Origin of the sequence: Streptomyces violaceorubidus, from assembly GCF_000717995.1 — a bacterium.
Lineage (GTDB): Bacteria > Actinomycetota > Actinomycetes > Streptomycetales > Streptomycetaceae > Streptomyces > Streptomyces violaceorubidus.
On sequence record NZ_JODM01000003.1, the window covers coordinates 1 to 13,916 of the forward strand.

At 74.2% G+C, this 13,916-nt stretch carries 9 protein-coding genes and 1 pseudogene; 3 read left to right on the forward strand and 7 right to left on the reverse strand.

From position 1 onward, the window contains the following. Window positions 1-370 precede the first annotated feature (370 nt). Window positions 371-3,094, forward strand: a complete 2,724-nt coding sequence (locus tag IE94_RS0106590; RefSeq protein WP_078606424.1) for an FtsX-like permease family protein — start codon at window positions 371-373, stop codon at window positions 3,092-3,094. A 127-nt stretch (window positions 3,095-3,221) separates the two neighbouring features. Next, window positions 3,222-4,181, forward strand: a complete 960-nt coding sequence (locus IE94_RS0106595) for an ABC transporter ATP-binding protein (RefSeq protein ID WP_030179621.1) — start codon at window positions 3,222-3,224, stop codon at window positions 4,179-4,181. A 27-nt stretch (window positions 4,182-4,208) separates the two neighbouring features. Here IE94_RS0106595 and IE94_RS0106600 read toward each other — a convergent pair whose 3' ends face one another. Genes IE94_RS0106600 through ettA form a run of 3 tightly spaced genes read right to left on the reverse strand, consistent with a single transcriptional unit; the run spans window position 4,209 to window position 7,020 of the window. Continuing rightward, entirely contained in the window at window positions 4,209-4,946 is a 738-nt protein-coding gene (locus IE94_RS0106600) for a DUF8185 domain-containing protein (RefSeq protein ID WP_030179622.1), read from the reverse strand. Next, complete coding sequence (locus tag IE94_RS0106605) at window positions 4,943-5,353, reverse strand: acyl-CoA thioesterase (RefSeq protein WP_030179625.1); 411 nt, start codon at window positions 5,351-5,353, stop codon at window positions 4,943-4,945. The genes IE94_RS0106600 and IE94_RS0106605 overlap by 4 nt, the downstream gene beginning before the upstream one ends. A gap of 2 nt (window positions 5,354-5,355) precedes the next feature. Then, window positions 5,356-7,020: an energy-dependent translational throttle protein EttA gene (gene ettA / locus IE94_RS0106610; RefSeq protein ID WP_030179627.1), complete on the reverse strand. Its 1,665-nt coding sequence runs from the start codon at window positions 7,018-7,020 to the stop codon at window positions 5,356-5,358. Window positions 7,021-7,229: 209 nt separating this feature from the next. Between ettA and IE94_RS35245 the strand changes: the two are divergent. After that, window positions 7,230-7,559 (forward strand): annotated as a pseudogene (locus IE94_RS35245) (hypothetical protein); the annotation flags it as partial. On the opposite strand, the gene IE94_RS0106620 reads toward IE94_RS35245, so the two are convergent. The 4 genes from IE94_RS0106620 to IE94_RS0106635 form a co-directional block, all read right to left on the reverse strand. Continuing rightward, on the reverse strand, window positions 7,510-8,931 hold the full coding sequence (locus IE94_RS0106620; RefSeq protein ID WP_030179629.1) for a Cys-Gln thioester bond-forming surface protein: 1,422 nt from the start codon (window positions 8,929-8,931) through the stop codon (window positions 7,510-7,512). The pseudogene IE94_RS35245 and the gene IE94_RS0106620 overlap by 50 nt on opposite strands. Before the next feature lie 283 nt (window positions 8,932-9,214). Next, window positions 9,215-9,706, reverse strand: a complete 492-nt coding sequence (locus IE94_RS0106625) for a single-stranded DNA-binding protein (protein WP_030179631.1) — start codon at window positions 9,704-9,706, stop codon at window positions 9,215-9,217. Between the two features lie 180 nt (window positions 9,707-9,886). Further along, the gene (locus tag IE94_RS0106630; RefSeq protein WP_037922020.1) at window positions 9,887-12,019 is read right to left on the reverse strand and encodes a YfjP family GTPase; all 2,133 of its coding nucleotides are present in this window, start codon (window positions 12,017-12,019) and stop codon (window positions 9,887-9,889) included. A gap of 3 nt (window positions 12,020-12,022) precedes the next feature. Further along, entirely contained in the window at window positions 12,023-13,630 is a 1,608-nt protein-coding gene (locus IE94_RS0106635; RefSeq protein WP_030179635.1) for a dynamin family protein, read from the reverse strand. Window positions 13,631-13,916: the final 286 nt, after the last annotated feature.

A 13,916-nucleotide genomic window follows, 5' to 3' on the forward strand; every position in this document is an offset into this window, starting at 1 on the left:
CGTGCCCCCGCCCCTACGTGCGGCCACCACCGCCGCTCCGCCCCCGGCGACCCCGCAGGACCACCGGACCACCCCGACCGCCACCCCGCCCGCGCCACCACCACACCGCACCGACACCCCGGCGAGCCTCAAGGACGGCGGCGGCAACCGACAGGTGAGCCCCGCGACCGCGTCCCCGAGACCCGCTCGCCCGCACGACCCCACCCCGCCGCACCACGGGGCCCCCGTGCCCCCGCCCCTACGTGCGGCCACCACCGCCGCTCCGCCCCCGGCGACCCCGCAGGACCACCGGACCACCCCGACCGCCACCCCGCCCGCGCCACCACACCCCGGCGCGCCCCAAGGACGGAGGCACCCCACGGTGAACCCCGTGACCGCGCCCTGGGTGCGTACCCGGCTGCGGGCCGCGCCCGGCGCCGCCGTCGCGCTGGCGGTGCTGGTGGCGCTGACCGCGTGTCTGGCCGCCGCGTTCCCCCGGGCGCTGGACCGGTACACGGACGCCGGTCTGCGCCAGGCCGTCGAGCACGCCCCGGTCGACGAGAGCAGCATCCTGGTCACCGCCGGGCCCGACCTCGACGGAGGGGTGGCCCACACGGAGGAGAGCGTCCGGCCCGGACACCTCACCGAGCTCTACGAGTCCGCCCTCGACACGGTCGGGCGGCCGCTCGTCGTCGACGCGAAGCGGTCCTCCTACGGCGTCCGCACCACCGAGACCCTGCCCTCGCCGGAGACGTGGCTGCCCCGCCCCGACGGCCTCCCCGCCCAGATGCTCCTCGCCGCCCCGAACGCTCTCGCCGACCACACCCGGCTGCGCTCCGGCCGGCTGCCCGAGGTCCCCGGCAAGGAGGCGACCGTCTCGACCACCGAGGTGCAGGCCGCGGTGACCGAGGAGACGGCCCGCACACTGCACATCGAGGTGGGCTCGGTCATCCACCTGCCCGGCCGCCAGGACCTCACCGTCCACGTCACCGGCATCGTCGCGCCCGAGGACCCCGACAGCCCCTACTGGTCCGTCGACTCCCTGCTGCGCACTCCGTCCCTGCGGCGCACACCGGGACCGATGGGAGCCTCCAACCCCACCTACTGGGTCGGCGGCCTGCTGCTCGCCCCCGAGGCGGCACCCGCGCTGCTGAGCGTGGCCCCCACGGTCCGCTACTGGCACCTGACCCCCGACCCCGACGCCCTGCACAGCCGCGACCTCGGCCCCCTCGCCTCCGCCGTGGCCTCCCTGGAGTCCGGTCCCGGCCTGGAGGAGCTGCACGCGCGGATCAGCCCGCTCACCGACGTCACGACCGGTCTCGACGCGGCCTTCACCACGTACGGGGAACTCCGCGGCGACATCGGTCCGCTGATCGTCGTCGCCGCCTCGGGCGCGGGCACGGTCGCCGCCGTCGTCCTGCTGATGGCGGGCGGCCTGGCCACCGACCGGCGCCGCGCCGAACTGGCCCTGCTGCGCGCCCGCGGCGCCTCCGTACGGGGCCTGGCGGGCCGGCTGCTGGCCGAGACGGCGGTCGTGGCCGTGCCCGCGGGCGCCCTCGGATACGGCGTGGCCCTGCTCGCCCTGCCCGGCGCCCGGCCGCTGCCCGCGCTGTGGGCCGCCGTCGCGGTCACCGCCGTGGCCTGCCTGGCGCTGCCGCTGCGGGCCGCCGCCGCGCACCGTGCCGTACGGGTCCACGACGGCCGGCGGGACGCGGCCTTCGCGCGTGCCTCCCGGCGCCGTACCGTCGCCGAACTGACCGTGGTGGTGCTGGCGCTCGGCGCGGTCGAGACACTGCGCCGGCGCGGGGCGACGAACGGCGCCGGTGACCTGGTGGCGCTGGCCCCGGTCCTGGTCGGGGTGATCGCCGCGCTGGTCCTGGTGCGCCTGTATCCGCTGCCGCTGCGCGGGCTGGCCCGCCCCGCCCGGCGGCTGCGGGGCGCCGTCGGGCCGCTCGCGCTGGCCCGGGCCGGCCGGAGCTCCGCCTCCGCGGTGCTGCCCCTGCTCGCGCTGCTGACCGCGTTCACCGTGGCGGCGTTCGGCGGCTCGGTCCTCAGCGGTGTCGCCGACGCCCGCGACCGGGCGGCGCTGGTCTCCGTCGGCGCCGACGGCCGGGTGGAGGCGGAGACCGCCCTGCCCGCCGGGCTGCCGGGCCGTCTCGGGAAGGCGCCCGGGGTGCGGGAGGTCACCGAGGTCGGCCTCGACTACCGGGCCAGAACGAACGACGGCCGCCAGTCGCTGCCGCTCGCCGCGGTGGACCCGGTCGAGTACGCGGCACTGGCCGGGCGGACGGATCTCGGCGCGTTCCCCGCGGGCGAGCTGAGACGGCCGGGCGGCGCCGAGGGCGGCTCCGAGGACGCCGTGCTGCCGGCGCTGGCCTCGCCCACGGTCGCCGAACGGTTCGGCAACGACGCCTTCCAGCTGCGCCTGGCCGACGGCAGCGTCGCCACGCTGCGGATCGTGCTGGTCCGCGACCGCACCCCGGCCGTGTACGGCGACGAATTTCTCGTCGTGGACCGCGCCGGACTGGCGCCCGGGGCGGTCCGGCCGAACGTACTGCTGCTGACCGGCGGCGACCTGGACGCGGGCGCGCTGCACCGGGCGGCGGACGACGCCGGCGCCGTCCAGCTGCGGTCCGAGAAGCGGGGCACGTACGTCGACTCCCCGCTGCAGTCGGGCGCCGAGCACATCTACACGGCCGCGGTGGCCGCGGGCGCCGGCTACGCCGCCCTGGCCCTGCTGCTGTCCCTCGCGAGCACCGCGCCCGAACGCGCCGCCCTGCTCGCCCGGCTGCGCACCATGGGCCTCACCCGCGCCCAGGGCCGCCGCCTGCTCGTCCTGGAGTCCCTGCCGCAGGCCCTGCCCGCGGCCCTGGGCGGCGTCCTGACCGGCTGGGCGGCGGTCCGGCTGCTCTCCCCCGGCATCGATCTGACGACCATCGCGGTGTCGGCGACGACGTCCCCGGCGGGGCGCGCGGAGCTGAGCGCCGACCCGTGGTCGCTGGCCGTCCCCGCGGTGGCGGTGCTGGTCCTGGCGGTGGGGGTGGCGGCGCTCCAGGCGTGGTGGTCGGGCCGGCGCACGGCGGTGGCGGAGCTGCGGGCGGGCGACGCGCGGTGAGGCCCCACCGGATGCACGGCCGACCGGTGACACCGGAGACACGGCCGACGGGAGACATGGCCGACCGGAGTCCTGGAGGGACGGGGACGGGGACGGGGACGGCGGACCAAGACACGGAGGAGACGCCATGACGACCGACCCGACCCTCGCCGACCTGGCCGACCGCGCCACGGCGTCCCGGGACCGGCCCGCGTACGGCCACGACGCCCTGATCACCTGCGACCGCCTGGTGCGGATCTTCAGCGCGGACGGGGTGGAGGTGCAGGCGTTGCAGGGGCTCGACCTGCTGGTCCGGGAGGGGGAGCTGATGGCGCTGGTCGGTGCCTCGGGCAGCGGCAAGTCCACGCTGATGAACATCCTGGCCGGTCTGGACACGCCGACCGCCGGGGCGGCCCGGGTCGCGGGGCGCGACCTGCTCACGATGACGGCGAAGGACCGCCTGGCCTACCGCCGCACAGTGGTCGGCTTCGTGTGGCAGCAGACCTCCCGCAACCTCATGCCGTACCTGACGGCCGCGCAGAACGTGGCGCTGCCCATGCAGCTGGCCGGCAGCGGCGGACGCCGGGCGGCGCGCACCGAGCGCGCGCTGGAGCTCCTGGACCTGATGGGCGTCGCGGACTGCCGCGACCGGCGCCCGCGGCAGATGTCGGGCGGGCAGCAGCAGCGGGTCGCCATCGCCGTGGCCCTCGCGGGCAACCCGTCCGTGCTGCTCGCGGACGAGCCGACGGGCGAGCTGGACTCCCACACCGCGGAACAGATCTTCGGCGCGTTCCGCACGGCCAACGAGCACCTGGGCACCACGATCGTCATCGTCACCCACGACCAGGCGGTGGCCGGTGAGGTCCGCCGCACCGTCGCCATCCGCGACGGCCGCACCTCCACGGAGGTGCTGCGCCGCAGCGAGGTGGACGCCGAGACCGGCCACGAGACGGTGGTGGCCCGCGAGTACGCCATGCTCGACCGCGCCGGGCGGCTCCAGCTGCCCGCCGACTACACCGCGGCCCTCGGCATGCGCGACCGCGTCGCCCTGGAACTGGAGTCGGACCACATCGCCGTACGTCCGGACGACAGCGAGCCCACTCGTTGAGCGAGGGCCCGGACCGCCCGGACGACCTCAGCGCACGCTGAGGCCCAGGGCCCCGGTCCCCGCCCGCCGCAGCGCGACGGACCCGAAGGGCGTGCGCAGCCGCAGCCACGCTCCGGAGGACAGAAGTTTCGGAGCGTCCTCGCCCGAACCGGAACCGGAGCCGGAGCCGGAACCCGAGCCGGAGCCGGGGGCCGAGGCCGGTGTTCCGCGGGGCCGCAGGAACCCGAGCGACTGGGCCGCGTGCACGGCCCGCACCGGCAACCCCGTGTCCCCGACGGTGCGGGACCAGATCTCGCGCCCCACCCGGTCCAGCTCGGCCCGTGTCCGCTCCTCGGGGGCCAACTCCCCCGTCCGCGCGCGAAACTCGGCCACCGCGGCGGCGACCAGTGCGCGCAGGGCGTCCGGGGCGGGCAGTCCCGCCTCGGTCCGCCAGCCACCGCGCGGGGGCAGCACCCCTGCCCAGGGCGGCCCGGTCACGGCCTCCGGCACGCCGGAGGTCGCCGCGTGCTCGTCCACGGTCTCCAGCAGTTCACCGGCGGAGACGGTCGCGTCGAGGGTGGCGTCGAGCCCGTTCTCGTACGGTTTGGCCAGCCGTACCGCGCGCACGGCCAGCACCTCGAAGGAGGGTGGCCGCCCGAAGACGGCCAGGGCCGTGCCGGCCGCCTGGAGGCGCACCGCGGCCGAACGGTCGTAGTGGAGCAGACGGGAGAGGAAGGCCGCGAGATCCGCGGCCTCCCCGTCGTCGGCCAGGTGGAGCACCGTCATGCGGCGACGGCCTCCTCCTCGGCGTCCGTGTACTCCTGGAGGAACTCCCGTTCCTCGGCGGTGAGCCGCCGGGGCCGCTGCGCCTCGAAGTCGAACGGCACGATCACCGTGGAGGCGCGGACGTAGATCTCGTCCCCGTCCTTCACCTCGTAGGTGAGGGTGAAGGAGGCGGCCCTGATCTGCGTGACCCACAGCTCGATGTCGACCGGGTGGTGCCGGTGGACGAGCTGCCGCTTGTAGTCGATCTCATGGCGGGCCACCACGGACCCCTGCTTGAAGTCCTTCTCCGGGCGGAACAGGAAGTCGATACGGGCCTCCTCCAGGTAGCGGAGGAAGACCACGTTGTTGACGTGGCCGTAGGCGTCCATGTCCGCCCAGCGCAGTGGGCAGCGGTAGATGTGCCGCAAGATCAGCCCCGGGTCAGCTTCTTGTGGGTGGCGCGGTGCGGACGGGCGGCGTCCGGCCCGAGCCGCTCGACCTTGTTCTTCTCGTAGGACTCGAAGTTGCCCTCGAACCAGAACCACTTGGACTCGCCCTCGTAGGCGAGGATGTGGGTGGCGACCCGGTCCAGGAACCACCGGTCGTGGGAGACGACCACGGCGCACCCGGGGAACTCGAGCAGCGCGTTCTCGAGGCTGCCGAGGGTCTCGACGTCGAGGTCGTTGGTCGGCTCGTCGAGCAGGAGCAGATTGCCGCCCTGCTTGAGGGTGAGCGCGAGGTTCAGCCGGTTGCGCTCACCGCCGGAGAGGACCCCGGCCGCCTTCTGCTGGTCCGGCCCCTTGAACCCGAAGGCGGACACGTAGGCGCGGGAGGGCATCTCGACCTGGCCGACGTTGATGTAGTCCAGCTCGTCGGAGACGACGGCCCACAGCGTCTTCTTCGGGTCGATGTTCTCGCGGCTCTGGTCGACGTAGGAGATCTTGACGGTCTCGCCGACCCTGATGTCGCCGGAGTCCGGCTCCTCGAGCCCCTGGATCATCTTGAACAGCGTGGTCTTGCCCGCGCCGTTGGGCCCGATGATCCCGACGATCCCGTTGCGGGGCAGCGTGAAGGACAGGTCGTCGATCAGCACCTTGTCGCCGAAGGCCTTGCTGAGGTTGTTCACCTCGACCACGACGTTGCCCAGCCGCGGGCCCGGCGGGATCTGGATCTCCTCGAAGTCCAGCTTCCGCATCTTGTCGGCCTCGGCGGCCATCTCCTCGTACCGCGCGAGACGGGCCTTGGACTTGGCCTGCCGCCCCTTGGCGTTGGAGCGCACCCACTCCAACTCGTCCTTGAGCCGCTTCTGCCGCTTGGCGTCCTTCTGCCCCTCGACCTTGAGGCGGGTGGCCTTGGTCTCCAGGTACTTGGAGTAGTTGCCCTCGTAGCCGTGCAGGCGGCCGCGGTCGACCTCGCAGATCCACCCGGCGACGTTGTCCAGGAAGTACCGGTCGTGGGTGACGGCCACGACGGTGCCCTCGTACTTGGCGAGGTGCTGCTCCAGCCAGTTCACCGACTCGGCGTCGAGGTGGTTGGTGGGCTCGTCGAGCAGCAGCAGGTCGGGGGCTTCCAGGAGCAGCTTGCACAGCGCCACACGCCGCTTCTCACCACCGGACAGATTGGACACGGGCCAGTCACCGGGCGGGCAGCCCAGCGCGTCCATGGCCTGCTCCAGCTGGGCGTCCAGGTCCCAGGCGTTGGCGTGGTCCAGCTCCTCCTGGAGCTTGCCCATCTCCTCCAGGAGCGCGTCGGAGTAGTCGGTCGCCATCTGCTCGGCGATCTCGTTGAACCGGTCGAGCTTGCCCTTGACCTCGGCGACACCCTCCTGGACGTTCTCCAGGACGGTCTTGTCCTCGTTGAGCGGGGGCTCCTGGAGCAGGATGCCGACGGTGAAGCCGGGAGACAGGAAGGCGTCCCCGTTCGAGGGCTGCTCGAGTCCCGCCATGATCTTCAGAACGGTCGACTTACCGGCACCGTTCGGTCCGACCACACCGATCTTCGCGCCGGGCAGGAAGCTCAGCGTGACGTCATCAAGGATCACCTTGTCGCCGTGCGCCTTGCGCGCCTTGCGCATGGTGTAAATGTACTCAGCCAAGAGAAACCGTCCGGCAGCTTGATCAGGCAGTGGGCAGATACACCCCATCTTGCCGCACCGCCACCCCAGGGCGGAAACCCGTGTGGCGCGACCTCTGTGACCTGGGATTTCGTGCGCCGCGTTAGCGTGCCGTCGTGACCAGCGCGACGGAGCGTCCCCTCCTGTTCCTCGACGTGGGCTGTGATCTCGTCCGGGCGACGACGTAGGGAGGGGAAGAGGCGAACGAGGCCGTCGCCCCGCGCATCGGCCTCCCGGGGCTGCCCGTGCTGGACCTGCCGGACACCGGCGGGCGGGAAGGCCCGCGCGGACTGCACTGGAAGACCCGTCCCCTGGTCGAGTGGGCCGACGGCCGCCCCTTCCTCTGGGTCGACGACGAGATCAGCGCCGTGGACCGCCAGTGGGTGGCGGCCGCTCACCCCGGCCCGTACCTGCTCCACCGTGTCGATCCGGCCGAGGGTCTCACCGACGGCGACTTCACCGCGCTCGCCGTCACTGTTCGTTCCTTCGGCGGACGAAGAGGAGGACCGCGCCGCCGATGACCACGAGGCCGATGGCCGCGCCGCCGATCAGGGGGGTCGCGTCGGAGCTGCCGGTCTCGGCGAGGTTGGGGCTGGAGGAGGGGGCGACGACCGGGGTGGGCATGGGGGCCGCTTCGCCGAGGGTGTGGGTGGTGTCGGACAGGGTGGCGCTCTGGGTGCGGCAGTCCAGGACGCCGCTGAAGCGCTGCTCGAAACCGGCCGGGCCGCGGATCGTGAAGTCGTAGGCGCGGTCCTCCGGCAGCGGGACCGGCACCATGCGGGTCTCGCCCGGCGCGATGGTGTACTCGGCGTCCAGCAGTTGGAAGGTGAAGGGCTCGTCGCCCTTGTTGAGCGCGGTGATGTCGAGGGTGCCCTCGGCGCAGTTCTTCTCGGCGGACAGGGCGGGTATCGCGCCCTCGGCGGCCCAGGTGGCGGTCGCCGTCGCCGCGACCGTCGACTCGCTGGAACCGGCCAGGATCTGCGTCTGGCTGCGGCTCTCGGAGGCGAAGGCGCGGCCGACCGGCACGGTCGTCGACGCCTGGACGGACAGCTGGGCGGTGCCGGCCTCGGCGTCCTCGGGCACGTCGAAGAAGAGCTGGGTGCCGTCGGTGACCTCGGTGACGGGCTCGCCCTTCTTGTCGACGATCCGTACGGCGTCCTCGCCGGTGGCGTCCACCGGGGGCGTCACCGTCGCGCCGCCCGCGTTGGTGTGGACCGTCACCGGGCCGAGCCGCTCACCGGGGCGGCCCGAGACGGCCGGCGGGTCGAGGGCGAGGGACGCCGCGGGCTCGGCCAGGTCGCGGGCGTTCTTCTCCAGGTAGTCGGCGAGCCGCTCGGCCTGCGGGTCGACGGCCTCGACGTCCGTGTCGTCCGAGTACCGCCAGATGGCGACCTGGGTGCCGGCCGCGGCGTCCTCTTCGGTGAGCCCGCCCCCGACGCCCGCCTTCTTCGCGAGCGCGGCCAGGTCGTTGACCTGCGGGTAGGAGTTCCCCAGGATCCAGCGGACGCGGCCGGCGTCCTTGTTGGTGCCCAGCGACGTCCCGCTCCAGGGGGTCTCCTGGTACTTCGCGTCCTTCTGCGTCGGGTTCTGGATGTCGACGCAGTACGTCTGCAGCATGCCGCCGCCCTCGACGGACATCTCGAACAGTCCGGCCGGCACCTGCTGGTCGCCGTCCTCCGTGTGGATGACCGCGGTGCCGTGCGTCTTCAGGCCGCCTATGGTCGCCGTCGCCCCGCCCTGTCCTCGCGCGCCGTCCGGTGCGCCGTCCTGGGCCGCGGCCGGTGCCGCGCCGGTCACCACACCGGCGACCGCGAGCGCGGACGCCAGCGCCCCGGCGGCGAGACGCGTCGCCCTTCGACCGGGCAGAGACGGCGCAGCGAGCGAAGAAAACACGAATTCCCCTTCGAGCAGGACCCGTTGGCGTGGGGGGTACGGTCCCACCAGCAGAATCAGCAGCCATACATGGCTTGTTCGGCATCCTAAGGACGTGACGGAGCGGGCTTGCCGGTGATCGTCGTCCCCGCGGTGATCCGAATCGGAATCGTTATCGCCGAGACCGCCCTTGAGCAGGACTTATCGACAAATCCACCCGGGCTCACTCGGACCCGTGCGTGGACGAGCCGCCGTACTCGGGACGGTTCGGGCGGGCTGACACCGGCACGGGCCGCCCGCGATGTCAGCCCACCGGGACGGGCTCCGGTCGCTGTTCGGGCACCGGACCGGCCGGCCGCCCCGCCGGCTCCCCCGTCGGTCCCCCGGGCGCCACCTCCCAGTTGGGTTCCGGCTGGGGCGGCGAGGTCGATGCCTCGGTCCTGCCGGTGCGCCGGAACGCCGCAGTGCCGCGGGCGAGGTCGTGGCCGATCGCCACCGCGTCGATGTCGGCCGAGGTCCGGCTCTGCCCGTCGCGCACATCGGTGCGCACCTTCAGCCTGCCCTGCACCACGACGGGGTCGCCGACCGTCAGCGACCCCGAGGCGTTGGTGGCGAGCTGCCGGTTGGCCCACACCGTGAAGAAGTTGGTGTGTCCGTCCGTCCACGCGCTCTTCTCGCGGTCCCAGTAGCGCGCGGTGACCGCGAGCCGGAAGCGCAGCGAGGCGCCGTTCGCCAGGTCCCGGAAGACCGGCTGGGTGGCCACGTTCCCCACCGCGCAGATCATCGTCTCGTTCATCGCGAGTCCTCCCTCCCGCACGGGCCCCTCCCGTACGGCGGCCGGGGCGACCGCGTCCCTCGCGATCGCCGTGGAGGCCAGATTGCCCGCCGTCGGCCCGGTCCGCCGGGGGCTGTGGACCGGCCGTGGCCTGTGGAGAACTCCGTCACCCGCACGGGTGGCAGCCGTGGACGGGGGCGGCTACCTCGTCACGGCCCCGACCCCCGTCCCCACCCCCGTGACCCGCGCGTACTGTTCCCGCACCTCGCGGTACCGCAGCAGTTCCGCCGCCAGCGGATCCAGCACCCTGGCCCGGCCGCACCCCGCGGCCGCCTCCCGCAGCAGGCGTTCCGCCTCGTGGCCGTAGCGTCTGGCGGGTCCGCGGGCCGCCAGGCGGCAACTCCACTCGATGAGGGGGCCGCCGACGATGCCGGCCAGCATCAGCAGCACGGGCACCCCCAGGTTCGGCGGCACGACGCCGATGATCTGGCCCAGCAGCCACAGGCCGCCCACCACCTGGAGCAGCGTCATGGTCGCCTGGGCGAGGACGGCCACCGGCCACCAGCCGGGCCGCGGCGGACGCCCCGGGGGCAGCCCCGCGCGCCCCGCCAGCTCGTCGAGGGCCTCGGGGAGCCCCTGGGCACCGCGGACGGCCGCCTCGCGCATCGCCAGCGCCCACGGCGCCGGCAGCCCGGCCGACGCCCGCTCCGAGACCGTACGCACCGCCTGTTCGACGCGCTGACGGGCCGTGGCCTCCTCGTCCGCCTGGGCGCGGGTGGACAGCCGCCCCGTGACGGGATCGCGCCGGTCGTGGTACCAGCGCCACAGGCGCAGCCAGGGAGTGCCGCACGCGCGGTTGGCGTTGCGCAGCCAGGCGCGTTCGGCCGCCTCGCCCGCAGCGGTGGCGCCCACCGCGTCGGCCAGCCGGTCCGCGAACTCCTCCCGCGCCTCCTCGCTGAGCCCGGTGCGCCGCCCCGTGACGTACACGGGACGCAGGTGCCGGGCGGCGGCGTCCACGTCGGCCGCGATGCGCCGGGCCGGGGCCTGCCGCTCGGCGACGAACTGGCCGAGCGTCTCGCGCAGTTCGCCGACGCCCTCTCCGGTGAGCGCGGACAGGGCGAGCACGGTCGCGCCCGGTTCGCCGTACTCGCCCAGCGCGATGCCGTCCTCGTCGAGCAGGCGCCGCAGGTCGTCGAGGACCTGCTCGGCGGCCTCCCCGGGCAGCCGGTCGATCTGGTTGAGGACGACGAAGGTGACCTCGGCGTGGCCCGCCATCGGCCGCAGGTAGCGCTCGTGGATCAGGGCGTCGGCGTACTTCTCCGGGTCGACGACCCAGATGACGGCGTCGACCAGCGCCAGGATGCGGTCCACCTGCTCGCGGTGCTGCACGGCCGCCGAGTCGTGGTCGGGCAGGTCGATCAGGACCAGCCCGCGCAGCGGCGACTCGGAGTCCGGGTGCTGGAGCGGACGGCGGCGCAGCCGGCCGGGGATGCCGAGCCGGTCGAGGAGGCTGGCGGCGCCGTCGCTCCAACTGCACGCGATGGGCGCGGCGGTGGTCGGCCGGCGGACGCCGGTCTCGGAGATCGTCACCCCGGCGAGGGTGTTGAACAGCTGCGACTTGCCGCTGCCGGTCGCGCCGGCGAGGGCGACGACGGTGTGCTGTCCGGAGAGCCTGCGCCGCGCGGCGGCCTCGTCCAGGACCCGGCCCGCCTCGGCCAGGGTCCCGCTGTCGAGCCGGGTCCGGGACAGGCCCACCAACTCGCGCAGCGCGTCCAGGCGCGACCTGAGGTTCCCGTCGTAGGCGAGCGGCATCAGGGCGGCCGAGGAGGCGGGGGGCCTGCTCGGGCGGACGGCGAACTGCTCGGCCCCGCCGTTCTCGTCCACCCGCCGTGCGATCAGCCCGTCGCCCCAGGCGGCCTCCCCGTCCCCGGAACCACCCGTGGCTCCCGTACCGCCCGTACCGCCGCCACCACCCGTACCGCCGCCACCGCCGGGCCCACCCGTACGACCGGTCGAGCCCTCGGTACGGTCCGCGCGGGGGCGTGCCCCGGTGGTGTCGTCCCCCGCGCGCGCGGGGGAGCCGCCCGAGCGCTCGCTCCCGCGTTCCCGCGGACGCCTCCCGCGCCCCGTGTCCTCGGCCTCGCCCACCTCCCCCGCCGCGTCCTCGCGCGGGGCGCGCTCACGGTCGGCTGCCCGCTCCGCGCGGTGCTCCGCCCGGTCCTCCCGGTCCGCGCGCTCCGCCTCCTTCGTCGCGGCGCCGGTGCGCTCGACGGGCTCGGTGCGCTCGGCGGGCTCGGTGTGCTCGGTGGGGTCCTGGTCAGTGACGGCGGTCACCGGTCACCTCTCCTTCTGCAGTACGGACAGCGCGGCGATGAGCTCTGCCTGCGGCTCGGGGTGCACTTCGAGCCCGTCGAGCGGCGCCAGCCTGCGCTCCCGCTCGAGGTGCATGACCCGGTCGACGTGTTCCTCGAGCAGCCGCCCGCCCCGGTCGCGCAGCCGCAGCGCCCCGTGGGCGCCGATCCGCTCGGCGAGCCGCTCCCCGGCGGCGCGCGCACGCCGCCCGCCCAGCAGCACCGTGGCGACGAGGCCGGCCACCACCCCCGGGTCGGGTGCCAGGTTCCGGTCCAGCTCGCGCACCTCGTCCTCGGCGTACTCCTCCAGTTCGCGCCGCCAGCGCCGTACGGCCATTCCGATGCGGTGCTCGGCGCTCTCCGGCTCGGGGGCGCGGTCCGCGAGTTCCGGGGCTGCCGCCGCCGCTTCGTGCCGCCAGGCCTCGTCGACGCGCTCCTCGGCGGCCGTGACGGCACACAGCAGCAGCGCGCTCAGGCTCTCCACCAGCGAGTCGAGGAGCTCTTCCGGCGAGCAGTCGAGAGGGAAGGCCCGCCAGCGCTTCAGCGCGTCCCCGGCGAGCACGGCGCCCGCCTGCAACCGCCCCCGTACGCGCGCGTGCTCCCCGTCGTAGGCGCTGTCGACGGCGGCGGTGAGCCGCAGCGCGGCGGCGTACTGGGCGGCGGTGGCGCCCGCCAGCTCGGGCATCCGGGACTTGAGCGAGTCGAGGATGCCGTGCGCCGTACGGGCCATGGCGTGGTGCCGGGCGTCGAGTTCCTGCGCCCGGTGGACGAGCCAGGAGCGCAGCGGCGCCACGGCGCTGGCCGGCAGCAGGCCACCGCCCCAGGCCGACTCGGGCAGTTCGGGGACCGTGAAGCGCGGGACGTCGCCGAGCCCCGCCTTCGTGAGCAGCGCCCCGTACTGCCGCGACACCTCGGACACCACCTGGTGGGGCACCCGGTCGAGCACGGTGACCAGGGTGGCGTCGTACTCCTTGGCGGTGCGCAGCAGGTGCCAGGGCACCGCGTCGGCGTACCGCGCGGCCGTGGTGACCATCACCCAGATGTCGGCGGCGCAGATCAGCTCGGCCGCCAGGACGCGGTTGTCGGCGACGAGGGAGTCGATGTCGGGCGCGTCCAGGAGGGCGATGCCGGGCGGCAGGCTGTCGGCGGTCTCGACCCGCAGCACGCGCGCGGGGTTCTCCCCGGGCAGCAGCAGGTCGTCGTCCGGGTCGCGGTGGGGCACCCACACGCGCGTGAGGTCAGGCAGCACCCGCATGCCGCTGAACCAGTGGTGGTCCTCCGGGTGGCACACCAGCACCGGCGTGCGGGTCGTGGGCCGCAGCACACCCGCCTCGCTGACCCGGCGTCCCACCAGGGAGTTCACCAGGGTCGACTTCCCGGCGCCGGTGGACCCGCCCACCACGGCCAGCAAGGGGGCTTCCGGCTCTTTCAGGCGGGGCACCAGGTAGTCGTCGAGCTGCGCAAGCAGTTCGTCGCGGTTGGCACGCGCGCGTGGGGCCCCCGCGAGAGGCAGCGGGAAGCGTGCGGCCGCGACACGGTCGCGCAGGGCGGAGAGTGCGTCGAGCAGCTGAGGCCGTACGTCCAAGGTCACCACATGTGAAGAATGCCCAATTTTGAGGGAATTCTGAAGCATATGAGCATGATGAGCATGTCTGCGCCCCGCCTGGACACTCCGGACGGAAGGGACTACTGGGGCGCGAGGACGGTCCAGGCATAACGAGTGGACAACACCCGATGCGCCGGACGCCAAAAGCGATGCACGATTCGCACCTGCCTGCGATTATCGGGATCGCTTCACCGAACCTCCACATCGAGCCACGGAGGGGAAGCATCCGGGACATGGAGCCGGGAGCCCTATCCTTGTCCCGGCAAGGTCACGG

What these genes read in the sequence shown, in the direction of transcription:
- IE94_RS0106625 (WP_030179631.1), bottom strand. Translation starts at nt 9,706, where the DNA reads ATGAACGAGACGATGATCTGCGCGGTGGGGAACGTGGCCACCCAGCCG.
- IE94_RS0106595 (WP_030179621.1), top strand. Translation starts at nt 3,222, where the DNA reads ATGACGACCGACCCGACCCTCGCCGACCTGGCCGACCGCGCCACGGCG.
- IE94_RS0106600 (WP_030179622.1), bottom strand. Translation starts at nt 4,946, where the DNA reads ATGACGGTGCTCCACCTGGCCGACGACGGGGAGGCCGCGGATCTCGCG.